The organism is Mesorhizobium sp. M0898 (assembly GCF_040319695.1).
Taxonomy (GTDB): domain Bacteria; phylum Pseudomonadota; class Alphaproteobacteria; order Rhizobiales; family Rhizobiaceae; genus Mesorhizobium.
Genome location: NZ_JAMYOE010000028.1, coordinates 69024 through 94273 on the forward strand (window position 1 = coordinate 69024; position 25250 = coordinate 94273).

Consider the following 25250-nt stretch of genomic DNA (forward strand, 5'->3'; position numbering starts at 1 on the left):
CATTGTCGTTCTGCCGCACAAGGGTGCAGCCGGGCATATGCGAGGTATCGCTCTGCTGTTGCCGTGTCATACGTCGCAGCCGGTGGCGAAGGCCGTTCGTTGGAGACGAAGCCAGAGCCGGATGGCATCCGGGCCAATCTGCTCTTGGGCCTGGCAACCAGCTTGCTGTTGATCTTTGGCGGAGGGCTCTGGTTGGGATTGACCAAGATTGCCGGCGCGGTGATTGCGCCCGCAACCGTGGTGGTCGAAAGCAACATTAAAAAAGTCCAGCATCAAACCGGCGGCACCATCGGCGGAATCTTCGCTCAGGACGGCGATCATGTGAAGGCCGGCGATGTGTTGGTCAGGCTGGACAACACATTGACCCGAGCAAACCTGCAGATAGTCACCGAGGACCTCAATCGCGCCACCATTCGTCTGGCCCGACTGGAGGCCGAGCGCCAGGGTCTGCCGGAAATGCAGACCCCGCCCGACCTTCGCGCTCAAATGGGCGACCCGCAAGTGGCGGCACTTGTCAGTGGCGAGCGTGCCTTGTTTGAAAGCCGTGCTGCGGCGCTGGCTGGCCAGAAGGCACAATTACAAAGCCGCGCGAAGCAGCTGGAACGTCAGATCGATGGCCTCAAATCGCAGCAGTCTGCAACGGACGAGTCTCTGGATCTGCTGACCAAGAACCTTGCGGATGTCGAATCTCTCTACGCAAAGAAGTTGGTGTCCAAGGAGAGGTTGAGCAATGTCAGCCTGGACAAGACCCGGGCTCGCGGCGAATCGGGACGCCTTGTCGCAGCGATAGCAGAGGTCCAAGCTCACATCAGTGAAACGGACCTGCAGGTGCTTCAGCTCGACGAACAAATGCGGAGCGACGTGACCAACGAACTTCGCGAAACGGAAGCCAAGCAGACCGAGCTCAGTGAGCGCAAGGTGGTGGCCGAAGACGAACTCAGCAGGACAGACATTCGTGCCCCGCAATCGGGCACAGTACAAGAATCCTCGGTCCATACCGTAGGAGGCGTGATTGGCGCGGGAGAGGTGCTCATGATGATTGTGCCCGATTCCGACAACCTTGTCGTCGACGCTTCCATTCCTCCGTCGCGTATCGACGAGATTCATCCCGGACAGCAGGTGTCGATCCGCTTTCCAGCGTTCGACGCCGGCACCACACCTGCTTGCGAAGGCTCGGTCAAGCGCGTCTCAGCGGATCTGATCAAGGATCAGCAACGCCAGCTTTCCTTTTTTTCGGCGCGTATCGACGTCGAGAATGAAGCGACGTGCCTGACAGGAGAGAAAATCCTCAAACCGGGCATGCCCGCCGAAGTCCACATAAGAACCGACGAGCGCAGTGTCTGGTCCTACTTGATGAAGCCCCTCACCGACCAGTTTTCCAGAGCTTTCAGGCAGTGAAGCGGTTGCCACACTCAACCGACAGTGCGGCGGCCGATTGGATCGGGGCGCAGCCGATCTATCGGGTCGCCGCATTTTCGAGAGCGCTGCTGAATCTGACCTCGATCGTGTCTCCCGGCATGACCTCGGTGTCTTCTTGGGCAAGCTGTTTTCGCCATTCTTCGCCGACCTTGCGAATGATCGTGACCTCGGCCTGGATCGTTTCGCCGGCAACCGGCAACGGCAGAGCGGCCGCTCCCGTGGGCTGCAACTTCTGGCTGGCGGCGCGAAGTCTTGCGCCAACGTCGGCAAGACGCACGTTGGTATCCTTCAACTCAGTCAGCAGACCCATTCTTCTTTGGTTGACATTGCGTTCGTGCTGTCTGGTAAAATCGTCCTGCTGACGTCGTGCTCTCATAAGCTCAACCGACGTTTCGAGTGCCCGGCTGGAAGAAAGAACCAAAGCGCGCCGGACATCGGCAAGCCGGGTATTGGTTAGATTTCCGGACTCAAACGCTTTCCTTACGCGCGCCAGCTCGTCTTCGTCCGCCTTCACTCCATCCGCTTCGGCCTGCTCGCGCTTGAGCAGGGTCTCGGTTTGTGCAGCAGCATCCTTGCCACTTTTTTCGAGAAAGCCCTGCTCTTGCCGGAAGTTGTCCAACGAGAGCTTCAGCCCTTCCGCTTCAGCCTGCGCGATCGCCGACGCAAAACTTGCCGGCAAGGGAGATCCTTGTGGTGGCTGCATGTCGAAAGTCGGTTTGTCCTGAAGTTCGGCGCGGATGCGGGCGCTATGAAAATAATCTCTCGTATATTCCCCCCAAAGCGACTCGTAATCGCGCCGCAGATCCACCGGATCCGGGCCAACCTGGTTTGCCCGGGACCGCAAAAGGCTGAAACCGCCTGACACGGCAATCGCCTGCCGCACGGTCATCAGCGGGCGGTAGGCCTGCTGTCCGGGAGTGAGCACGTCGCCGGTCACATAGATCGGCCTGTACTCCGCAACCACGGCGGTCACGTCTGTCGGCTTGATGACGATCATTTGCTCCCGCCCATCAGGCAGACGCTGGTGGAATATCTTGGTCGGCAAGATCGTCTGCATGCGCGTTTGCAGTTCAGCCGGAGTTAAGCCCCCCACCGAAACCATCCCGACTTCGGGAAGCGCGATCGTGCCGTCCATCTGGACCACCGCACGTTGCGTTCGCTCCGGGATGGAGGCAATTCCAATCTCGACGGTGTCGCCGGCAGAAAGTCGATAGGCGACCCGCGGTTCCGCTGCAGCAGCCGTATTCATGGCAGCCAGCATACCGAACACGACAAGAAGCATTCGATCAACGAGGACCATTGGCGGCAATCTCCTTCTGGTTCGACCGCGGCTCTTCCGGCCAATCGAGACGGGTGACGAATTCGTAGACCGGCCCGCCAGGCACGCCCCAGTTGCTCGACCAGATTACCTGTGAGCCGTCGGGGGATGGCGAGGCATGGGTCTCGCTCCAGTAATCGGACGGGACGTTGTGAGTTTGCGTGACGCGTCGAACCTCCCCGCTGCCGTCGAGGCGAAGCGCGATCACCTCTCGCGCATATGGCGCCCAGTCGGGATTGGCAGATATCTCTTCCGGCTTGCCGCCATAGCTTACGAACACCCAACCGCGCCTGTCCAATGCCCGCAGGGATGCATGCTCGGCTTCGCCAAACTTCATAAGTGAGGTGACCTTTCCGTCGGCCAGCCTCCTTTTGATGACGTGATATTTGTCAGGGTCGGACTTGCTGATGCCCACGAAAACTTCGCTGCCATCTTTATCCACCGTCATATCGCCATGGCCGGGGCGATGATGGTCAGTCCACCTCTGCCGCAACGTCCCGTCGACGGAGAAAATAGCCCGCTGCTCTGTGTCCTCGTTCACATTCTGAAAGCACAGGATGTTCGCACCGAGCGGGGAGATCGAGCAGGCGCTGACGGTTCCGGCAAGCTGAGCAAGATCGATGTCCGGAAATTTCCGGCGCTGCTTGAGATCATAGGCAAATACAACCATCGCGCCATCCCCACGGATTGCGCGCACTGCTATGCGATCGCCGTCACGGCTGGGATTGCCTTTGGACGGCCCGAACTGAAGATCACGATAATTCGGTGAAACGAACAGGACGTCTTCGCGATTGGTCCGCGGCGCCCAGGTCGAAATTTTCCGGTCCTGAACGCAGATCATCAGATCGGCATTTTGCGGATGCCATTCGCATTCAGCCGATCGAGCACGACGGAAGAGCGGGACATAGGTCTGCCCGTCGAAAAAGCACATGCCATTGCAGCCGTTGGTGATGACGAGGAGAGTCTGGTCCGAATTCCAGGCCTGGGCGCTGGAATAACGGTGGCTGCAGAATTTTTTCTCGCATACGACTCCATTCCCAAGGGCCCCAGGCTTGGTAATGCGCATGAAAATTGTCCCGAAGGCTGGGTCGGTCGCGGGTTGGAGATAATCGGGCAAGTCCATCGTCACTGGCGCAACAAATTGTCTCGACGCGCTGCTTTGCCGACTGCCTGCCACGGTCAAATCCAACGACAAGGCAGCCGCAATCAACAGAGCCAATCCTCCCGGGCGAAAGCTCATGTCATGTAGCCCATCTCGTGTCGCACCCGGCCTTCGCTGAGGCGCCCTTGCCACCATCCGATGGTCCGCTCCAGGCCTTCGCGCAGGCTGGTCTGGGCACGCCATCCAGTCTTGCTTTCGAGGAGCGAAGAATCGGCCAGCAAGGCACGCACCTCGGAATTCTGCGGCCGCAGGCGGCGCTCGTCCCGGTGGATTGGTTTCTTGCAGCCACTCAACTCGATCACCAGATCCAATATGTCCGAGATCGTCACGGCGCGCTGGCTTCCGGCATTGTAGGCATGGCCAAATTCGAGCTCGGCGGAACCTGCGGTCAAAAACGCCGCCGCGGTGTCTTCCACGAAAGTAAGATCGCGGATCGGGCTTGTGTCTCCCACCATGATCGCCGGGCATTTCTTGTCGAGAGCCTGGCGTATAATGGTCGGTACTATGGCCCGCTCACTCTGGCGCGGGCCGTACGTATTGAAGGGCCGCATGATAACCACAGGGATGTCGAACGATCTGGCGTAGGACTCCGCCATCATGTCCGCGCCGATCTTGGATGCCGAATATGGTGACTGTCCCTGCAACGGGTGCGATTCGCTGATAGGCATTGTCAGCGCGGTGCCATAAACCTCGCTTGTCGAGGTGTGCACCACACGCTCCGTATCCCATTGGCGCGCCGCTTCGAGGACGTTGACCGTGCCCAGGATGTTCGTTTCTACATAGGACTGGGCCGCGGCGTACGAATATGGGATAGCTATCAGTGCGGCGAGATGAAACACGACCGCCTGGCCACGCACGATCCGGTTAAGGAAGGCGCTGTCACGAACATCGCCGCGGATGAGGTTCAACTGGCTTCGAATGGTGTCCGGCAAATCGTCCAGCCAGCCGTGGCTGTCGAAGGAATTGTAGAGAGCCAGCGCAGTGACGTCCGCGCCGCTACGGACGAGTGCTTCGGTGAGATGCGACCCGATGAATCCGTCGGCACCGGTAACCAGAACTTTCCTGCCCTTGTATGCCATGACCCAAGCGTTCCCCCTATGACGTGAGGCACTGACTTTGCAAATCCACGAGAGCGCGGGTTTTCCACCTGCTCTCAAGTTCCGATCGGCGACGGCGAAACCACGCCAAGCACCGCCAGCAAGCCGCGCACCATCCACACAACATCGGAGCCGATCGTGCGCTGCGGATAATAGGAAAGGTCGAGCCTGGCTTTGGCAGGAAACAGAACCTGGCGATAGAACAGTAGCGGGTCCATCGATCGCGGATAGAAACGGGCTTCATGCCGGAAGAGAACCTGGGCTGGACCCAGCAAGCCTGGCTTGTATTGTAAAATGTCTTCGAAGCCCCCGCGAAAACAATCGGCGAAGGCAAGGCTCTCCGGGCGTGGCCCGATGATTGCCATCTCGCCTCTGAAGACGTTCCAAAGCTGTGGCAGTTCGTCGAACTTGGTGACCGCGAGGAACCGTCCTATCGGCGTCATGCGGCTGTCATCGGCCATGGTCAGAGCCAAGCCACCGGGATCACATTGCACGCTGAACTTGCGAAACTTGTACATGCGGAATGGGCGAGCACCGGCCCCGACGCGGGTCTGTGTGAAGAAGATGGGCCGACCGCCTTCCAGCAGCAGCGCCACGGCAATCAGCAGCATCAGCGGGGCGAAGACGATCGCCGCGGCTGCAGCAATGACGAGATCGATTGCTCGTCTCGCAGACCCATGGGCGGCGCTCGAGCCGTTAGGCCTGTGAATGGCTAGGTCCAGGGCATTCATGCGGCCGTTCCTGTCTGAGCGCAGTTATTGACCGCCGCGGCAAGAGCGACCACCACCGTTTCGACCAAAGGTGCGGTGATCTGCGGATGCAGCGGTACAGTCAGTTCGCGCTGCGCGAAATCTTCAGTGCGCGGTAAGTGAGTACCGGGAATGAGCTCACGATAGAGCGTCATCTGGTGCACCGGCGGGTAGTGGATAGTGGTTTGTATCCCTTGCCCGCGCAGTGCGTCGATGACGTCTTGCCTGTCGGCGTAACGTGGCAAAAGGATAGGCATGATGTGGTAGGCCGACGTCCGCGGCTCGTGGAACGGGATGGTCACGGCTGGGCAATGCTTCGCTATGAGACGGCGATACAGCATGACCAGGATACGCCTGATCTCATTCCACTCCTGCAGATTTTGCAGCTGGACCAGTCCGATCGCAGCCCGCAATTCATCCATGCGATAGTTGAATCCGAGCATGGTGACATCATACTGAGGGGTGCGGCTGTTCAGCCTTTGACGTGTCCCGGTGGTCATCCCATGTCCACGCGCCTGGCGGATTGTCTCGAGCAGACCGGCATCCCTGGCGATCACAGCCCCGCCTTCCGCCGTGGTCATGTTCTTGTTGCCGTAGAAGCTGAAGGCGGCCGCGGCACCAAATGTCCCCACCTCCTTCAAGCCCGGCGCATGCGCGGCGTCCTCGACGATGTGCAGCCCCCGGGCACGGGCGAACCTCTGCCATTGTTCCCGATCGGCGAGGTAGCCGGCGAAATGAACGAGAATGATTGCCTTGGTGCGGGCCGTGCATTTCGCTTCGGCTTCCACGATCGACATCAGCGGCACGTCGGCTGACTCGATGTCGACGAAAACCGGCGTCGCACCGACATAGAGGACCGCATTTGCGGTCGCCACGAACGTCAAGGATGGCACCAGCACCTCGTCGCCCGGTCCGATGCCAAGTGCGTGCAAAATGAGATGAAGCGCTGCGGTGCAAGAACTGACCGCGACGCAATCCTCCGCATCATGAACGTCGGCAAAAGCTTGTTCGAAGGCTCGTACCTGCTCCCCCATGGTCAGCCAGCCGCTGTCGATGACCCTGGTCAAAGCAGTCTTCTCCGGCACACCCAAGATCGGGGCACTGACCAAGAGCATCACAACCTCCTAGACTGATAACTGTGGCAACCGGGCTCGTGACTTCATCATCATCATGCAGCCGTCGCGGTGACCTCGATCGAGGCCGACTGGTCTTCCCAGGAAATGGTCTGTGCGTTCTGAAAATCGTCGACGCGCCCGATATCGAGCCAGAGACCCTCATGTTTGTACACGTGCACGGTTGTGCCGTTCTGCATCATCTGCAGCATCAGGTCGTCGAACCCAAAGGGTATGCCGGATGGGATAAACTGCAGAACATCCGGGTTCATGCAGTAAATTCCCATGCTGACCAGATGCGAAAGCGTCGGCTTCTCGCGAAAGACCTGCACGGTATTGTCGACTTCGTCGATGACGCCGAAATCCATCTTGATCAGGCGACAGGCTGTTGCGATTGTCACTGGATCGGTGTGCTTACGGTGCGCTGCTACAAATCGACTGAGGCTTAGATCCGTGAGGACATCGCCATTGAGAACGATGAATGGCTCCGTCAGTTCATCCCTGATCAAAGACAGTGGCCCGATGGTGCCAAGCGGCTCCATCTCCTGCGTATATCGAATTTTCAGGTTCCACTGCGAGCCATCTCCACACACGGTGCGGATCAAGTGGCCGAGATACCCGGTTGTAATATAAACTTCCTGAATGCCGTTGCGTCGCAACCATTTCAGAAGCATCTCGAGAACCGGCCGTGCGCCGATCGGCATGAGCGGCTTCGGCAAGACCGAAGTGAAGGGGCGGAGGCGTGTTCCCATTCCTCCACATTGAATAACCGCTTTCATCCTGGTCCTCCCTTGTTCATTCGGCCTGAACGCCATCGTCACGGGCCGGCTATCCTGCCCTGGTCAGCACCCGGGAAACGCGTTCTTGTCCCCTCAGAAGAACCGGTGAGATTTCCCGTAGAAGACCGGTGAGATTACTCCACTGTCCCCTGATCCGGACATTGCATCTGGATGGTATGTGGCCGTCAGGGTGGATGTCGTCGTGCATTCGAATGGTAACAATTCAGCCGTTTTGCTGTTCTATATCTTTAGGCCTATAGCACTGCTGAACGACCGGCCGGTCTGTCAGCTGTCCAAAAGGTCAGAACGTATGTTCGACGACGTTCGGCGGGTTTCGCTCACAAGGGGCAAAAAAAGAGGAGCGTTTCCCGTCATTTAAGATTATATTAGAAATCTGGCGTTTGCGGTGTTGGGGGTGCCGCAGCGTCGGCTGGATGAATCGACGAGTGGATGGCCACGATTTTCAGGCCATTACCGTTCAATCCATTCAGATAGGCGTTGGGGTAGTTCAATGTATCGAATCGTCATCGCCGACGATCACGGCTTGTATCGTCGCGGCTTGCGATTGGCACTGACCGCAGGCATTCCAGGTGTGGAGATCTTTGAAGCGTCCTGTTTCGACGCGGTGCTCAGTTTGCTGGCGGAGCAGTCGTTCGTGGATCTTGCGATCCTGGATCTGAATATGCCGGGCCTGTTCAATCAAGAAGTGCTCGGCGGGATCCTGTCTGCCTATCCGGACACGCGATTTGCGATCGTTTCCGGAAACGATTCACGCTCGGAAATACTCACAGCTCTGTCGATCGGGCTTCACGGCTACATCGTAAAATCGCAGACGGACGAAGAGGTTGTTTTGGCCGTCAATGAAATCCTCTCCGGCCGCATCTATGTTCCTGCACTTCTGTCACGCCCGGGAGCGACGCAAACAACCCACGCGCATACCCATTCCGACGACAAAGGCCCACAGAGGCGTACCGCTGGCGTCAACCTTGGCAGGCTGACTTCGAGGCAAAAGGAAGTCCTCAAGCTGATGGCGGAAGGCTATTCAAACAAGGAAATTGCGCGCGATCTGGAAATCGCGGAGGCGACCACGAAAATCCACGCTGCTGCGGTTCTGCGTGAATTGGGGGTACGCAATCGGACCGAGGCTGCCGTTATGCTGAAGACTTGGCTTTCGAGACATGCCAGCTAGAGCGCCGCGCGTCCTTTTGGACGTGCAAACGGCGTCGCAAGACTCCTCATGCATTTTACTGCATATCCCAAAGCCGCGGCGCAGCTTTGGGCCGACGACATTCTTGGAAGGAACCCTGCGCATCTCAAAGGCCGCTCAGCGCGACCCGCCTTTAGATATCTGCTTTCCGATTGGAGCACTGCACTACAATCCGATTTCCTTGCGTGACAGCCGCAGCGAATACCGTAACCCTTGGTCCGATATTTCCAGCCTGGGAGAGTGACCGACAAGCGGCGCTCCATCCACTCCGATTATCATGGAACCGAAGCCATGACGGACTACGCTCGAGGTCCGCCGCCGCCCCGATTCCACCCACTCGAACCCGATCTCGCTGCCTGTGTCTTCAGGTGCGAACGTCCAGCTTACGTCGATCCGGCCTTTTGGATCGCCAAGCGCTCCATACTTCATGGAATTGGTGGCAAGCTCGTGAACGATCATCGCAAAACTCTCGGCGGCGCCTCCCGACATCGTCACGGAAGGACCGCCGACCGATATGGCGCGTGTTCCCATATATGGTTGCAATTCTTGCGCAACGAGATCGTTTAGCGTCCCCGATACGCTGCCGTTGCGTGAAAGAAGCAGATGGGTTGCCTCAAGCGCGCGTATCCGGTCGATCAGCATTTCCTTGTATTTGGCAACATTGTTTCCAGGAGCATCGACCATTTTCACGAGCGCCGTGATCACCGCGAAAACGTTGCCGAATCTGTGACGCTGTTCGAGCATAATGCGCTCCCGCTTCTTTGCCGCGGCGCGCAGCAGCGTGGTTTGTCGTCTCTCGCTCAGGTCGGCGGCCACCCCAAGCCGTTGTCCACCATCATCATGTCTTTCCTCCCTTCCGCGCAGGGCAACCCAGCGGATATGTCCGTCCGGTCGGCGGACGCGTATCTCGACATCGTAATTCGTGACCGATGGTGCGGCCTTTCTCGATGCCGCCAGCTTTGGCCAGTCCGCCGGATGAACGACAGCTGACAGCTCCTCCAAACTGCGGCTATTGGCCTGGGCCAGGCCGAGAATGTCCCAGAACGTGTCCGAGCCCGTGACTACCCCGTCTTTAAGGTCTATGCGCCACGTGGCCAAGCGTCCAGCAGACAGAGCGAGGTCCAGCCATTCCTTCTGGGCCCGAAGCGCTTCGTGAACAGCGCGTCGTTCCGAAATATCGTCGACCACCACGAAGATGCTCTCCGAGAGGCCACCCTCGGGCACGGACGAAGAAAGCGTTAGCCTGGCCCAGAATGCCGTACCGTCCTTTCGTGACAGACGCACCTCCGAAACGAACGAAGAAATGTCATTGCCCAGCCTCGCCAGCAATTGCGCCAAGGTATCCCGGTCGTTCGGATGGGCGAGCGTATCAAGCTGTAATTGGGCAAGCTCCTCCTCCCTGTACCCGGTCATCTCACAAAGGCGTCTGTTGGACTGCAGCAACTCACCTTTCTTGTTGGTGTTCGCGAATCCCATGGCAGCACGTTCGAAGGCCCAACGATAGCGGCTTTCGGTCGCCTCGACGGCAGCGAGCCTGGCCTCCGCGACTTCCAGCAACTCACGCAAGTCCTGCCGCAGACGATGGAAGGTCATGGCAATCACGCCACCCGAAACCAGAAGCAGGATTGCGCGTGCCCAGTCTCCACTTGAAATCTGATCGTGTCCTCGTGCCCACAGCCCGACAGCAACCATCAGAATGGTCGCAGCGAGCGCAGGTACGCGGTCTTCGAGATAAGCGATAATAATAATAGCCGGAATAAATTCCAGAAAACTTGCGCCTTGCCCAATATAGGCTGACGATTTTATTTCAAATATCAGTGTGGCAGCTAACACCGATGCAGACGCAATATGAGTTAGCAATCTGCCCGACGGGTTCGAATTCGACCTGCGCGACTGCGAGCTCATGGACACAGACTACAACCTTCTGACTAGCCCGTCGAGACTAGAGCAAAAAACGTACAGCTTAGTACCACTGCCGGATTGCCATACCGCTATCATAGCGCGCATTTTATCGGACGCAGCGGGGCCTAAGAGCTGCCTTAGAACTGTCGGATCATATTAAGTTTTCAAGGTGATGATGAACGTATTATCCGTCAGCGCATAGAAGACTATAATCCAGCTACACATAGAAGACTACATGAATCCCGAATACTTATTTCGGGCGTGTGAAACTTTGGGTTAGGGGTAGAAAATGAATCTGATCGATAGACAGGTCGATGCTTCTTCGAACAATCGGTATATTGTTACGAGGACCAAGTATGATTTTGAAGCGCGGAATACGCGGCCCTCTTCTGGTCACCTTCCCGATCGCGCATCGGATCCATTGGGCGCAAGGTTCGGCGAACCAAAAGGCCGCAGTCTGGAATCCATAACCGGCGTGCTTGATCGCATTGGCTGTGGCTATCTCGTGTTGAATCGCGAAAGAAAAGTAGTCGAGTGGAACGCAGCCGCCCAAACCACGCTTGAGCGCCAGGGCGAAGCGGCCGACACGGCGAGCGGACTTACGGCCGCCCTAAGGCGGCTGATCGCGAATGTTCCGGGCCAATTCCTGCCGGGCTCATTGTCTTGGGTAGTGATCCGCAGCAGGGGCGACCGACCGGTGATACTGAACGAGAACGGCGTTATCGCTCCCGACGGAACAAGCATTGTGGCGCTGCTGGATCGCGACAACAGGTCGGGGCCAAATCCTCGGACGCTGCAAAGAATGTTTGGCTTGACGAGCGCAGAAACGCACCTCGCCTTGCGCTTGGCCCAGGGCGACGCACCTTTGGAGATCGCTCGCAGCTGGCGTCTCAGCCGCACCACGATCCGTTCCCAGCTTGCCTCGCTGTTCGCCAAGACCGAAACAAAACGCCAGGCGGAACTGGTGGCCCTTCTTGGGCGTATTTCGGTCCTGCCGTAAGGGCCGCGCAGTTGTTGGGGTCTAGTTGGCGGCATCCACATGCGACGGGGCTTGGTCGACCGGTGCTGGAGGCCGTTCCAACCTAGCTTGGCAGGTCACGTTGCGCAGCGCGTGGCCGGCGCCTGCTCACCTGTGCCGACGCCGACGCCCCGGCACATAACATCCCGGCACAATTGGCCGGGATCTCGGAATAGGCAATTCGACACTGTCGAGTGACGTCGAAGGGGCAAAAAATTGGATCATGATTTAAACGGTGGTTCCGTTCTTTCTGCGGAAAATATGGAAACCGCCCGATCCCGGTCAGACCGCGCCGTGAAGGAACTCGCCCCGATAGGACCGATCGTCGTCACCGGTGCTGCAGGCTTCATTGGTTTTCACGTCGCCTTGCGGCTTTTGCGTCTGGGTGTCGAAGTCATCGGCGTCGACAATTTCACCCCCTACTACGATCCACGACTCAAGGAAGCGCGGTTTGCACGTCTCTGTGCCGAGCCGGGCTTCACTTCGATGCGAATTGACCTGGCGGATGCCGCCCGCGTTCAGTTGCTGTTTTCAGAATTTCGCCCCTCACACTTTGTCCATCTCGCGGCTCAGGCCGGCGTGCGTCATTCACTTGCTGACCCGCATTGCTATGTGCAATCGAACATAGTGGCGTTTCTCAACGTCCTTGAGGGCTGCCGGCACTTCGGCGCTAGTCATCTCGTCTACGCTTCGTCGAGCTCCGTCTACGGCTCAAATCGAACCACACCGTTTTCTGAGCATCACGGCGCAGACCATCCTGTCAGTCTGTACGCCGCAACCAAGCGTTCAAACGAATTCATGGCGCATTCATACAGTCATTTATTCTGCTTGCCCGTGACCGGACTGCGCTTCTTCACCGTTTATGGCCCCTGGGGCAGGCCCGACATGGCAGTCTACATGTTCACGCGTTTGATTATCGAGGGGAAACCAATCGAAGTAGCCAATGCCGGCCGCGTGTGGCGAGACTTCACCTATATCGACGACGTCGCTGAGGGGGTGGTTCGAGCACTCGCTGCACCGCCGCGACCCGACCCGGGTTGGGATTTTCTTACCGCAGATCCCGCCACAAGTTCTGCACCGTACCGCGTCTATAATATTGGCAACGACCGGCCGGAGGAGATTAACCGGCTGATTTCGCTCATCGAGACCGCCCTTGGCTGCCGGGCGATTCGCGTGGAAGTGCCTCTACCACCGGGCGACGTTCTGGAGACTCGCGCCGACGTGAGTGATCTTCGTAACGCTGTCGGCTTCGCCCCGGCGACAACGCTCGAGGACGGAGTGCAACGCTTTGTCGAATGGTACCGGGACTTTCATGGAACGAACATCGCAGCCAGCACACAGCAACAAACGTTAATGCATGTGTAAGCCCACCGTGTAATCCGCGCCTTGTCGGAGCGACGAATCCACGCGTCGGCCATCCTTGTCGCGGCTGCTGGTCTGGTCAAAAGATCCAGTTGGTACCGCATAACGTGACGACGACATTCCCGAGCATCGATGCCCGCGCGATCCCCGCAGAAATCAGTTCATCGCGGGCAAGTCCAACGAGCGGTCTCAATTTCAGAGCTGCAGTTGTGCCCCGCCCGGAGCACAAAGAATTCGCTACATCGCCGCTCCGCCGAACGATGTCATTCAGATGGATGATGGTGACGTTCAGGCCCCATCGTAAGCTCCGGTCAACCGCATTTTGCCTCCTCGGAATCGCGAGCTCATGTCCCAAAGCTACTTTCTGAGATCCAGGACGGTTCCTACGGTCGAGAAAATAATCACCCGTGTTCCTCCAAGCCCGATCGGCAGTATTCTGCGCGCGGCAGGAGGCGTTTCGGCCATGGCGATTGCCGGTCAGTTGACTCTCGTCGCCGCTATTCCCGTTTTGGCCCGGCTCTATTCCCCGGCAGATTTCGGGATCTTCACGATTTATCTTTCGATCGTAAACATCCTCGGCGCGATCGCAGCACTGCGTTTCGAGGCCTCTCTCTATGGTGTCAAGGACAATGCGCGGGCGTATGTGACTGTTAAGCTCATTCTCCTGGCTGTGTCGGTGACGAGTGTCCTCGCCTTTGCGGCAGGACTGCTGTGGGCGAGCATCGCTCCAGCGCGGGTCGGCCACCTCGCCTGGCTCGTTCCACTTGGGATGGCGGGCGCAGGTCTCGTCGAAGCCATGAACTGCTGGAGCCTGCGCGCAGGCCTGCTACGAGACTTCGCCCTCGGCCGGCTGATCTTGCCGGCGACCATGGCCCTGCTGCAATTGATTTTTGGGCTCGCCCATTTCGGAGGTGAGTCGATGGTACATGCCCATATCCTGAGCCAATTCATTTTTATCGGACTCCTCGGCTCTCGGATTCTGAGCTGGAAGGACTTACACGGCGTCGCCCGAGCGCCGTGGCGTACCGTCTTTGCCGTCGCCAGGCGAGAATACAAGTTTCCGTTATTTGACATTCCCTCAGCTCTCGCGAGTTTCGCCATTATCAATCTTCCCGCAATACTTGTTGGTTCGCTGTTTGGCGCCGCTTTTGCGGGTTACCTGGGAGTGGCAGCGCGGCTGGTGACTGCGCCGGTCACGCTGATCGCCACCCCGCTCAGCAATGTTTTTGTCTCCGAGGCGAACAAAAACAGTGATCGCAGACATCTGCTCGGCACCGCACGCGGCCTCTTGATGCTTTCAGCCTGCCTCACTGCATTGCCAATATTGGCGCTTGGCCTGGCTGCGCCATATATTGTCGTCCCCCTGCTGGGCCCGCCCTGGGTTCCCGCCGCAGACATTATGACCGCGCTGGCGTTCATGGGGGCTGCGCAGGCGTTGGCGACGCCGCTTCAAGATGTCCCAGCTCTCCTGCGCCGGCAGGAGCTACGGCTTCTCGTCGACGGCGCGCGGACGGCGCTGGTGTTTGGTCCGCTTCTTGCCGGTGCTGAGGCAGGTTGGGAACCACTCAAGGTCATTTATCTGATGGCGGCCGGCGGCGGCGTCGGGTTTGCACTGAAAACGGCGGCCTCTCTGTATATTTTGAGCCATGCCATTAAACCAGCGGGAGCTGCCATACCAAAACAAGGTCATCATCTCGAGGGAAAAGCACCATGAAACAATCGCAGCTTGATCAGCTCCAAACGACCGCTGTGGTTGACCAACATCATCGCGCTGATGCTTCGCGACTGCGCCCTTTCATTTCAGTTGCAATCCCAACCTTTCGCCGACCGGACACGATCCGCCGGGCAATGGATAGCATTCTGAGTCAGAATTTTTCCAGTTGGGAGTTGGTCGTCAGCGACGACGAGGGCCGGGACGGACCGACCTGGGCAATCGTGGCCGAGTATGCGCGGACCGAGCCTCGCATCCGAATTGTCGAAAACTGCCGGGGCCGCGGTCAGGTAGAGAATACCAACAATGCCATGCTCGCTTGCGCCGGAAAATGGATCAAGCTGCTCCATGACGATGACTGGCTCGCCCCGGGCGCACTCAAGACCTTTGCCGAGGTTTCCACCAAGCATCCCTCAGCTGCATTCATGACCTGTGCAGCCAATATAATTGAGGACGATCGGATGAAATTCCGATTGCCACCGCAGGGGCGGCAACGAATTTCCGTCTACTCAAGCCAGCAATGCCTGACGGACCTCTATCTGGTCCGCACGACGCGGAGCCTTGGGATCATCCCATCGACGCTTTTGATCAACCGCGACGTCATTCACGCGGGTTGCCTGATGCGCGCCCATAATTCAATCCCAGCTGGAGTCGACCAGCTGTTCTTTGTCGATCTGGCCTGCCACGGAGACATGGTCGCGATAAACGATGGCTTGATCTTCTACGACGCGACGAACCACCCGAGCATCACTACAACCAAGAGTTTCGATGAGGTCGATCAGGTAACGCTTGCCGTCAAAGAGCTTAACTGGAACCTCATCGAGGATCGTAAACATCTTCCCTGCCCTGAGACTCTGTTACGGGCGCTGCGGGTTGCTCGTCTTCCCAGCAGATTCCACCAGCAACCCTGGCGGGCGACGATCCGAGATGCGATGCAAATTCTTCGCCCGTCAGTTATGAAAATAGCGAGCCAGCACATTCTTACTTACGTGTTCGCGATCCGCCCGAGACTGGGTCGATTGCGTAGCCTGAGACGATTTAGCTTCTGAGCATGGCGGCATCGTCGAGCGCGACGGCGGGCGGGCTGGGGCGCATCATATACCGTCGAAGGCGGCTTTCCTTCGGTCTGGCCTTTAGGGGTAAGCGAGATGACCATTTGTCCGGCGTGTGCCAGTGTATCAACCGCGAAATTGTTCGAAGTGACAGCAGATGAGGCCTCTCGACATTTCATCAATCCGCGTCAGGACCCCGACCGCTCTCGAAAATTAACAAGCCACCTGTCGGATCTCTGGGGCAGCAACACATGCGATATCCGCAAATGCGCAGATTGCGGATTCGGTTTTGCAGATCCCTTCGTCGCTGGCGGCGTTGAATTTTATAACTTAGCCTGGGCGTACCCTTCCTATCCGACCATGAAATGGGAATATTCAAGGACTATCGAAGAGCTCGCGGGCCTGAAGACTGGCGGAAAAACTGCCCTCGAAGTGGGGTCTGGGTTCGGATATTTTCTCGATCGCATCAAGAATAAATTCTTCCATGTTTCCGACATCTCTGCGGTCGACTACAACGAAACGGCGAGGTCTGTACTGGCGTCGAAAGGCTTTAAGACCTATTCAGGCGATTTTCGGATGGACAGCTTCGATTCTATGAAAGAGTCCTTCGACTTTATTTTCATGTTTCAAGTCTTCGAGCATATGGACCAAGTGGACGACGTTTTTGCTCGATTGAAATATCTTCTGAAGGCGCAAGGATCTGCCTTTATCGCCGTGCCAAATGAAAACAGAACTTACTACATGGAGTCCCATGGCTCGCTCATAGACATGCCACCAAACCACATCGGCCGATGGACGAAAGAAGCCTTCGATGCCATATGTCAGCGGCACGGCTTGCAATTGAGCAAGTGCGAGCGGGAGCCGTTCAATCTCGCCAAATTCCTGAAACAAGACATCGTCCACAGCTTTTTCCGAAAGGGAGAGAAACCAGGTAGCGTGAGTGAGTTCGTGCGCGCCCTGCCGCGAAGCAAAGCGCAACGGATTGCGCAAGGTTTGACTGCCCTTGCGATTTCACCATCGCGGTTGCCGGCATGGGCATACGCGGTCAGGAATGCATCGACGATGGGGGGGAGCGCACTCTGGGCAAAGATCGACAAAGTCTCGTCACCTGCGCTACGGATTCATCGCCAAGCCAAGCAGCGATGAGCGGGTCCGCGTGAAGGGTGATTTCGACACCACTAGGCGCGCGGTGAACGCCAAGCAGACGAAGGACGGCGTCAGGCGCGTTGCCTCAGATGGGGTCCGGAATTCATGAATGCCCGTCCGGCGGCTCCTGGCCGTAGGTTCCGTTGTGACACTTCGGACCCACGCTCCGGATGGATCTCTCCGCGACAACCCCAGCTACTGCCGGATGGCCCGCGCCCAGCAGCCGATCGGCGCAGCGCCTAGCGCGGTGATTTTCAACCAAGCGGGAAGTGCGCAACAACAAGAGCCGCGCTCGTCATGTCCTCTCCAGCAAGAGGTCAGCGCTGTCCCCGAACCGGTAACCAGCGTGCTTCCTGAGATTAACCTTCGTGAGAACGCTTGCGACGGGGACCGAAGCTGGTGCATCGCCCGCAAGCAGGTCCAGAACGCCTCGCGCGATGCTGCGTCGCGTTTTCGCCCAGCGAACGGCGAAAAGAACCACGTCACCCCAGCCTGTCAGGAGCCTGGCCTCTGGTCCCTCAAGCCCCAGCGGTCCATTTATGATGACGACCCGATAGATCGAGTGCAGTTCATCTTTGAAAGGGGAGCCGTCGACACTGGACAGCAAGGGCAGCAGATCCTCCGACGGTGCGAGCGCCATGAAGTCGATCCCGATCGCCGACATTCCTGCTATCGCATCGTGCAGTGCACAACGGTCACTCACATAGTCTCCGAAAAAATTGTGCGGCTTACGTGCGCTGAATTCCTTCACAAACTCGCCCGTAAGGCGGTGGTCCGTGCGGTCCAGATCAATGAAGAGTACTCGCCCTCCAAGTCTGGTGGCCGCCAAGGCCATGCTCCATGCGAGCTCGGTCTTGCCATCATCCTCACCGCAGGATGTTATCAAGATTATGTTCGAGTAATCCCTTGCCTGTTGGGGCGCCGCGGCGACAAGCAGGGACGTCACGGCGCGGCTGTATCTGCACCCCTGCTGGCCTGAAACCAGCTGCTGCAGTCGCTTCGCGTGCGTTGTGGGAGCCTGGGGTATTAGCCCGAGGCACGGAACCTTGAGCGCTGCTTCAGCTTCGGCCTCTCCGCGCAAAGTGCGATCGAAGCGTTGGCGGACAAGTATGAAAATCCCTCCAATCAGGCCAAACACGACCATGCCAGGCGGAATAAGAAAAATTGGCGAAAGAGTCGTTGGATTGGTAGGGGGCCACGCCGCTGAGAGAAGCCTGACTCCGGGGGATGGACTTGCAATACGCCGCATCAAGTCCTGTTGCCGGGTCAAAAGGTCGTTGTAGCGCTGCGTCAGGATGCTGACCTGCGGCTCGAGAGCACGCAGTCCGGAAAGCCGGCCGGCTGTATCGGCCACAACCGCATCTAGGACATCCTTACGCTTTTGCAGCGCCGCAATCTGGGAGCGATAGATGTTTGCCTCAGCAGCGACGCGGGCGATTTCTTGTTCGATCTCACGATCGATCGCATTTGTGACATTCTCATCTGCCGTGCCGTTGGCCTGGCCTGCCAAGAGATCGGCCAGCAAGGGTGATCCGATGGCTTCGGCTACCGAGGCAACGGGCGCGCCCCCCTTTCGCAAGTCCTGAATGTGTTGGAGTCGGGATTCCGTTGCGGAGAGGTCCGCTTTCGACAAGGAAATTTGCTGAGTGAGTTCGGCTGTCTCCTTGGCAGCATTGTCCGCCGCACCTTGATCGACCGCGCCATGGCTCAACCGATATCTCTCCAGACGATCGGTCGCTTCTGCCAGACTGCTTTGTATAGTCGGCAGCCCGGAGACTATCGAGTCGAGTTCCAGCCTGTCCGACGCTTGGCTTTTCCTTGCCAGATCGCCAATATACACTTCGACGAACGTGTTGGCGATCAGAGCGGCTCGCGCCGGATCGTGATCGGTGAAGCCGACACTGATAACTCTCGATCGCAGCTCCTGGCCGATCCTAATACCTTCACGCAGCACCTTGAGTTCAGCCGCATCTGGCTCCGCCGGCGTGCTTCGCGGCCAAATTTTGGCCAGCAAATCGGCTGGAACCGAGCGCAAATTCAGCGGCTCGACGCCAACAGGCTTCGGAGGATGGTTTCCGGTTCGAGCACCAGCCTGTTTAGCGCCATTGGCAGCATCCGTTTTGCGCAGCGCTGCCACTACGCTTCGCAGGTGGCTTTGCGATGAGAGCATGGTGATATGGTCGTCAATGCTGGAATCCAGCTGATCCTGAGCAGAGATCAAGCCGCCGGCAGGGGCTGCTCTACTAGGTGCGTCGACGATTACCTGCGTGGTGGCCTCGTATAGGGCAGGCCGTGCAAGCCCTCCAAGCGCGGCCAAGACACCGCCTGCGACGACCATGGCCAGGAGGAACCACTTTTTTCTTGAGAGGGTAACGAGGAGCTGATGGAGCGGGGTTTGCGTGTCCATCTGCTCACGCAACGGCCGTTTCATGCGCGGAGTGATTTCGCGCGCAGGCAAGTGCATTTCGGTAACGTGCGGAAGGTGGATGCGGCTAACTATGGACCCTTCCATCTTAATCTCCTGTAAGTTCGGGCACGCGAGAACCCGTTGCTGGCGGCGATGGCCGCCTTGCCTCGTTGTGCCAGGCCTGGAACATCAAAGCCGGCCACAATTCGCGAGAATGGTCGTGCCTGCCATCGACGTGACCGCGCCAGCACGCATCCACCTTCGCAAGGTCGAAAATTCCGTCTCCGGAGATGCGCATATCGGCGACAAGATCGTTTGCCCAACTGAGCAGCGGGCCCCTCAGCCAGACTGCTATAGGAACATCGAAACCTTGCTTTGGCCGCTCGATCAGTCGCTGCGGAACGTACCGGCGCAACAACTGACGAAGGATCCACTTACCTTTGCCATTACGAACCTTGGTATTCGTCGGCAGGCGCCAGGCGAATTCGACAACCCGATGATCGAGTAGCGGGCACCGCCCCTCGAGGCTGTTGGCCATGCTGGCGCGGTCCAGCTTCACCAATATATCGCCGGGCAGGTAGCCGTCCATATCGTCATACAAAAGACGGGACAGCAGCCCATCAAGCCGGTGCTCGACGTGGATTGATGAGGGGGGCTGGTGCAGGCTGAGGTTCTCCGTCGACGATCTCGTCAGTCGCCGAAACAACTCGTCCTCATCGGCTGCAGCGAGTAGCTGAGCGAGGCGATCCAGCCGGTCGCCCCGCAGCGCATGCCGTGCACCCTCCGAAAGCGGCAGCTTCCCGACGAGATCGTGACGGGCTGCACGGGCCAGTAACCCAGTGCCTGCCGCGAGCGCCCGACGCAGTGCCGACGGCAGAGTATGCTGTCGTCGCAGGCGGGCAGCCATGAAGTGGCGGGCGTAGCCGGCGAAGCATTCGTCGCCACCGTCACCCGACAGAGCCACCGTAACGTGCCGGCGGGCGAGCCGCGCCACCAGCAGAGTTGGTATCTGCGATTCGTCAGCGAAAGGCTCGTCCCAGATCTGCGGCAATTCTGGAATGACTTCGCGCGCTACGGCAGCCGAAAGGTGGAGTTCGGTATGGTCGGTGCCCAGATGCCGCGCGACTTCCGCCGCGTGGGGAGCCTCATCGAACCCGCCCTCTCCGAAAGCGATCGTGAACGTGCGCACCGGCTTGTCCGATTGAGCCTGCATCAGGGCTACAACCGTCGAGCTGTCTATTCCGCCCGACAGGAAGGCCCCGAGCGGAACGTCAGCGATCATGCGCTCCCGAACGGCAAGTCGAAGCAGGCCATCCAGTTCAGTGGTAAGTTCTTCGTCACTGCCGACGACCTGCTCCGCCCGCCCTTTGGCGGCGGTTTCGGCTAGCGACCACCAGTATCGAATACGATGCGCTAGCGAGGCGGCACTTCGCGACGCGGCGAAGTCAGCTGCCGTCACCGACAGGACCGAACCCGGCGGTAATTTGAACACGCCTCGCCAGATGCAGCTGTCATCCGGTACCCATCCGTTCGAAAGCATCGCCGCGGCCGCATTGATATCGAGCTCCTGACAAAAACCTGGAAAACGGGTGATCGCCTTCAACTCAGAGGCAAAAACAAGCGCATCACGTGTTGAGGCGACATAAAGCGGCTTTTTGCCCATTCGGTCGCGGGCGAGATGGAGCGTCCTCGTCTTCAGATCCCATAGTCCTAGCGCGAACATGCCGGCGAAGCGTGTGAGTGCTTTTTCGAGGCCCCAATTCTCAATAGCGGCAAGCATGACCTCGGTATCGCTGGTGCCCCTGAAATGACGACCTGTACTTTCCAGTTCGCAGCGCAGATCGCGGAAATTGTATATTTCGCCGTTAAACGTAATGACGTATCTGCCGCTTTCGGAATGCATTGGCTGGCAGCCCGCCTCCGACAGATCAACAATGGCCAAACGCCTGTGACCGAAGGCAAGCCCGGCTTCGCTATGTATCCAGAATGCCTCGCCATCCGGTCCGCGGTGACGAAGCGCGGCCGTCATTTGCTCTATTGCCTTGAGGGGCTTCGTGTCGGCTGAATCGGGGGCAAGAAGAATTCCGGCAATACCACACATGCCATTAACCCGGATTGTTGGAGATTGCAGAAACTGCTTTCGGAGCACCGGCGACAAGGCAGATGGTCAGCGCAAACCACACGATCGGGTGACGGATGATCAGGTGCGGCATTCCGAAAATAGCGATTGACACCACGAGCGCTAACAGCGCGTCGAGCTTCGCACGCCATACCGACACGATGGCGGCGCTGACGATCCAGACCAGCGCCAGAACCGCAATAAGTCCACCTTGAGTGTACAGGTCGAGGATCGTGTTGTGAGCCTCGAAGGGTCGTTCCAGAAATTGCGATTCGAACACTGATGGGCGCTCGAGATGCGGACCTGGACCAAGGCCCAACGACCCGGATTCCGCGCCCTTCTCTATTGCTTCGTCCCAGAGATGCACGCGGAGTGCGGCGGTTTCGGCAGTGGCCTCGCCGCCCTTGTCCTTGGTCAGGCCCTTGGCGAAGTTTTCGAGGACGCTCGCCTCCGTCACGGCGTAGGGGGTTATCGCGATCGCCAACGGAAGGATACCGACGAGCAACAGGAGGACGGCTTGCCGTGAAAAGCTGCCCCTGTTGCCACCGGTCTTGAGCCATGTCCTGATCCGCAGCCCGAGGAACGTCAGGCAAGTCAGGATACTGGTATACAAATAGGTATCGCTCTTTGTCAGCCTCCCGACATAGAAGGTTAGGAACAGGCTGGCGATCCCAAGAAACCTGCCCCATCGATTGCTGGTGGTGGTCGCAAGATGCAAGGCTAGCGGGCCAAAGATTGCGCAGTAGAGCGCGAGCTGATTTGGATTGTGCGACCAGCCGCGAAAGCGGTCCCAGTACCAGGGATCGACGCCAGCTCGGGGGATCCAGCCCCAGCCCTGTCCCAGCTGAATGGCAAGGGCCATATTCGCGATACCCACGACCCACCAGCCAGTACGACGGAGATGGCGGTCGGCGTCGGGTTCTGCAGCGGCAAGGCAGGTGACGCTGACCAACAGCAGGTAGGCCATCGTATCGTGCATCAGGCCCGTCAGGTATAGAACTGTGGTCAGATAGCCGACAACGGTGCCGACCCCCAGAGCCAGCGCCATGATCGTCCAGTAACTTGCAAGGAGTGTCAGCGCCGGCCTGGTCTCCAGGCGACCGCCGGCAAGGACGCGCGCGATCGACAGCATGATCCAAAGCACGAGGAACAGTTCGCCAATCCCCAAGGGCGACCCGGGAATGTCGAGTTGCTCCGCATAGGTCGTTGCGAGCCCGCAGGCCAGGATCGCGTCCCGGATCATCGGCGCACATCCAATCTACCGCTGACAGCATCGTCTCTAATTAAGATCGGATACGCCGGTCGGGCGAGGCCACCGTGGGATTTGGCGCCAAGGATATTTTCGTACAGATCGCAATACTGAGCGACCACCCGCGGCAGCGCGAACTGCTCACGGACGAGTTCGACAGAACGACCGCCCATGATTTTTCCGTGACTGCGGTCGGACAGGATGTCGACTATTCGAGATGCAAGGCCATCGGCGTCGTAGGGTTGGACTAGGTAGCCGTTCCATCCATCCTCGACCACCTCATTGCAGCCGGGCATCTTTGAGGCGACCATGGGCAATCCCGCCAGCCCTGCCTCGAGCAGGACGCGCGGGATTCCTTCTCGATATTGTGTGGGGAAGGCGAACACGTCGGCCATGCCAAGAAGGGCTGGAACATCGCGTCGTGGGCCTAGCGCGATGATATGAGGAGCGTGATCGATTTCCGACTTGTCGACTGCAAATGGACCTTCGGACTCCCAAGGGCCGACAAGCACGAAACGCGCATTAGGCCTTTTAGAAAGGACGCGGGGGACTGCTTGGAGCAGCGTCGGGATGCCCTTCTGGCGGGTTAGCCGGCCCACAAAAATTACGATCTCTGCTGACTGGAGCCCGAGTTCCTGGCGCATTTTCGCCGCCGGCGGAGCAAGATGCCTCGCCATAGCGAACGCATCGACATCGATGCCAGAACTGCGGATCACTCTTCCGCTGCCAGGTTCAATCAATCGAAAGCGCTTGAAGAAAGCCTCATCGTCCCGATTCTGAAATACCGTCGCTGCCGTCCAGAAGGAGGCAAGCCATTGTAGTCCGCAAAAAATTGGACGTAAGGCCAGAGCCCGCGGTTCCAACGATGAGAATGTCCAGCCCAGGCCGTTGATCGTGCGCACGACCGGGACCGTTCCGCGCACCGAAATGGGTGTCAGCAGGTTAGGCTTGGTATCGAAGCTTTGGACGATGTCAGGCCGGAGTTCCGCAAGCAATTTCCGAATCGCTCTTACAGCGGTCCACTCGCCAGTGCCGCTGGCAAATCGGTCGAAACCGTAGCGGCGATGCGGAATGCCATGCCGCAAAAACGCAGCCTCATCGCCGGTTGAAACTGCCGTGACCCGGAAGCCGCTTTCGCGCAGCGACATTAGGAACGGAATTCTCAGGGCGTGATCTTCGCCTCCCACACAAACGAGATGCGGATTCATCCCGAAGCTCCCGTCCGTGCGCCGTGTTCCGGTCGCGTGAAGTAACTGCCTTTCGCATCTGCTTTCATGGTTTTGCTTCGTTACTTCTGTGCGCGTGAAAGGATACGGTAGGAGGAGGCTTGCATACTGTCCTCGTCTGTTTGAATGAGGCAAACTGCATGGGGATCACGGCCTTACGGGTATCGCGAACCGCCTCGACGGCATCTGGTGGTGCATAGGAACGGGTACGGTGATGAATTGCGCCTTGAACTCTAGCGGTTCGGCCAAGCCGGACTTGCAACTGATAAGGCAACCGAAGAAAGCGCTTCCGACAGTCGTGCGTTGTACGGCTGCTCTACGCTGGGCGCGTCGGATTCCTAAGCTCCCGGTCCGGGTTCGCGCCTCAGCTTGACCCGCTTGTGCTCCCAGGCATGATAGTCGACCCCTCAGCCACAACTCCTGGCGCAACCTGCCTCCTTGCGACCAGCGGATAAGCCGATTCGGACCGTTCCGACGCCGGCGACCTGATCTGCCGACCGATTTCACGCGACGAACGCGCGGACACCTACGAATTATCCACAACTAATTGGTTGCGGGATTGAGACTGTGGAGGGGTCTGGCTCTTAGGTGAACGTCTGCCTGATCTCTCAATGCGCGGGTGAACAGTTAGATAGAAACATAATTTACAAGTTTATTTCAGCGATCTGCAAGATACGCTCTAGATATTAAACTATCTGTCTTTCAATATAACCAGATGGGCTGGATAAAACACGGCCCTTTGATGGGATCATATTCTTGTTACTTATTTATTATGTCCATGGAAGTTACTCCTTCCGTGCAGCATTCCTATTGGCGATCAACCATTCTATCAGAGCCTGCAGGTATGTGATTTGGCGCTAATATACACCCTCTAGTAGGCAGACATCCGCGGGGCGCTATCGAATCAAAATGAGGGATTATGGATGGCAACTCTGCACTATGCATCGGGTGGTTCTGCCACCGAAATCGCAACCGCCGGCTTCAATCTGGCTGACGTTCAGTATGTTTCGCTGGTCGACGCATTGCCTGACGGCATGAAAGGCCTGGTGTACCTCAACGAGCATGAGGGCGTAACCGCATCCTTCATCGAGAAAATGACCCCCTTCCTCGGCAATCCGAATGTGTTTGGGTTCTATCTGGTTGACGAGCCCGATCCCACGGGCAGGTGGGGCACCTATGCAACCGCCGAGAACCTGAAGGCGGAATCCGACTGGA

Annotated in this window: 18 protein-coding genes and 1 pseudogene; 8 read left to right on the plus strand and 11 right to left on the minus strand. The window is 58.2% G+C overall.

What is annotated here, in order from left to right; genetic code table 11:
• Positions 1-99: 99 nt before the first annotated feature.
• Complete coding sequence (locus NKH90_RS24300; protein WP_352472472.1) at positions 100-1398, plus strand: HlyD family type I secretion periplasmic adaptor subunit; 1299 nt, start codon at positions 100-102, stop codon at positions 1396-1398.
• A gap of 58 nt (positions 1399-1456) precedes the next feature.
• On the opposite strand, the gene NKH90_RS24305 is transcribed toward NKH90_RS24300, so the two are convergent.
• The 6 genes from NKH90_RS24305 to NKH90_RS24330 all read right to left on the minus strand — a co-directional run bounded on the left by NKH90_RS24305 (position 1457) and on the right by NKH90_RS24330 (position 7636).
• Entirely contained in the window at positions 1457-2719 is a 1263-nt protein-coding gene (locus tag NKH90_RS24305) for a polysaccharide biosynthesis/export family protein (protein WP_352541721.1), read from the minus strand.
• Positions 2706-3977 (minus strand): hypothetical protein, encoded by a 1272-nt coding sequence (locus tag NKH90_RS24310; RefSeq protein ID WP_352472470.1) that lies wholly within the window; start codon positions 3975-3977, stop codon positions 2706-2708. The genes NKH90_RS24305 and NKH90_RS24310 overlap by 14 nt, the downstream gene beginning before the upstream one ends.
• Positions 3974-4978 (minus strand): SDR family NAD(P)-dependent oxidoreductase, encoded by a 1005-nt coding sequence (locus tag NKH90_RS24315; RefSeq protein WP_352472469.1) that lies wholly within the window; start codon positions 4976-4978, stop codon positions 3974-3976. The genes NKH90_RS24310 and NKH90_RS24315 overlap by 4 nt, the downstream gene beginning before the upstream one ends.
• 74 nt (positions 4979-5052) lie before the next feature.
• A complete protein-coding gene (locus NKH90_RS24320) occupies positions 5053-5727 on the minus strand; it encodes a sugar transferase (RefSeq protein WP_352472468.1) in 675 nt (224 codons plus the stop codon).
• Positions 5724-6860 carry a DegT/DnrJ/EryC1/StrS family aminotransferase gene (locus NKH90_RS24325; RefSeq protein ID WP_352472522.1) on the minus strand — a complete coding sequence of 379 codons (1137 nt, stop codon included), beginning with the start codon at positions 6858-6860 and terminating at the stop codon, positions 5724-5726. The genes NKH90_RS24320 and NKH90_RS24325 overlap by 4 nt, the downstream gene beginning before the upstream one ends.
• Before the next feature lie 53 nt (positions 6861-6913).
• Entirely contained in the window at positions 6914-7636 is a 723-nt protein-coding gene (locus NKH90_RS24330) for a nucleotidyltransferase family protein (protein WP_023675619.1), read from the minus strand.
• A gap of 511 nt (positions 7637-8147) precedes the next feature.
• On the opposite strand from NKH90_RS24330, the gene NKH90_RS24335 reads away from it, so the two are divergent.
• Entirely contained in the window at positions 8148-8825 is a 678-nt protein-coding gene (locus NKH90_RS24335; protein ID WP_023675618.1) for a LuxR C-terminal-related transcriptional regulator, read from the plus strand.
• A gap of 183 nt (positions 8826-9008) precedes the next feature.
• Here NKH90_RS24335 and NKH90_RS24340 read toward each other — a convergent pair whose 3' ends face one another.
• Entirely contained in the window at positions 9009-10748 is a 1740-nt protein-coding gene (locus NKH90_RS24340; RefSeq protein ID WP_352821425.1) for a PAS domain S-box protein, read from the minus strand.
• A gap of 286 nt (positions 10749-11034) precedes the next feature.
• Between NKH90_RS24340 and NKH90_RS24345 the strand changes: the two genes are divergently transcribed.
• The 5 genes from NKH90_RS24345 (at position 11035) to NKH90_RS24365 (ending at position 17034) form a co-directional block, all read left to right on the plus strand.
• Positions 11035-11745, plus strand: a complete 711-nt coding sequence (locus NKH90_RS24345; RefSeq protein ID WP_352472466.1) for a helix-turn-helix transcriptional regulator — start codon at positions 11035-11037, stop codon at positions 11743-11745.
• A 279-nt stretch (positions 11746-12024) separates the two neighbouring features.
• Complete coding sequence (locus tag NKH90_RS24350) at positions 12025-13128, plus strand: NAD-dependent epimerase/dehydratase family protein (protein ID WP_352821435.1); 1104 nt, start codon at positions 12025-12027, stop codon at positions 13126-13128.
• Between the two features lie 460 nt (positions 13129-13588).
• Positions 13589-14839 (plus strand): oligosaccharide flippase family protein, encoded by a 1251-nt coding sequence (locus tag NKH90_RS24355; protein WP_352472465.1) that lies wholly within the window; start codon positions 13589-13591, stop codon positions 14837-14839.
• Positions 14836-15885 carry a glycosyltransferase family 2 protein gene (locus NKH90_RS24360; protein ID WP_352472464.1) on the plus strand — a complete coding sequence of 350 codons (1050 nt, stop codon included), beginning with the start codon at positions 14836-14838 and terminating at the stop codon, positions 15883-15885. Before NKH90_RS24355 ends, NKH90_RS24360 begins: the two co-directional genes overlap by 4 nt.
• Positions 15886-15984: 99 nt before the next feature.
• On the plus strand, positions 15985-17034 hold the full coding sequence (locus tag NKH90_RS24365) for a class I SAM-dependent methyltransferase (protein ID WP_352472463.1): 1050 nt from the start codon (positions 15985-15987) through the stop codon (positions 17032-17034).
• A gap of 295 nt (positions 17035-17329) precedes the next feature.
• Here NKH90_RS24365 and NKH90_RS24370 read toward each other — a convergent pair whose 3' ends face one another.
• The 4 genes from NKH90_RS24370 to NKH90_RS24385 are packed head-to-tail and all read right to left on the minus strand — an operon-like array spanning position 17330 to position 24017.
• Positions 17330-19546: a GumC family protein gene (locus NKH90_RS24370; RefSeq protein ID WP_352821429.1), complete on the minus strand. Its 2217-nt coding sequence runs from the start codon at positions 19544-19546 to the stop codon at positions 17330-17332.
• A gap of 1 nt (position 19547) precedes the next feature.
• Positions 19548-21542 carry an asparagine synthase (glutamine-hydrolyzing) gene (asnB, locus tag NKH90_RS24375; RefSeq protein ID WP_352501443.1) on the minus strand — a complete coding sequence of 665 codons (1995 nt, stop codon included), beginning with the start codon at positions 21540-21542 and terminating at the stop codon, positions 19548-19550.
• 4 nt (positions 21543-21546) lie between these two features.
• The gene (locus NKH90_RS24380; protein WP_352472460.1) at positions 21547-22803 is read right to left on the minus strand and encodes an O-antigen ligase family protein; all 1257 of its coding nucleotides are present in this window, start codon (positions 22801-22803) and stop codon (positions 21547-21549) included.
• Positions 22800-24017, minus strand: a complete 1218-nt coding sequence (locus NKH90_RS24385) for a glycosyltransferase (RefSeq protein WP_352821433.1) — start codon at positions 24015-24017, stop codon at positions 22800-22802. Before NKH90_RS24385 ends, NKH90_RS24380 begins: the two co-directional genes overlap by 4 nt.
• A 941-nt stretch (positions 24018-24958) precedes the next feature.
• Here NKH90_RS24385 and NKH90_RS24390 point away from each other — a divergent pair.
• A pseudogene (locus tag NKH90_RS24390) lies at positions 24959-25250 on the plus strand (calcium-binding protein); the annotation flags it as partial.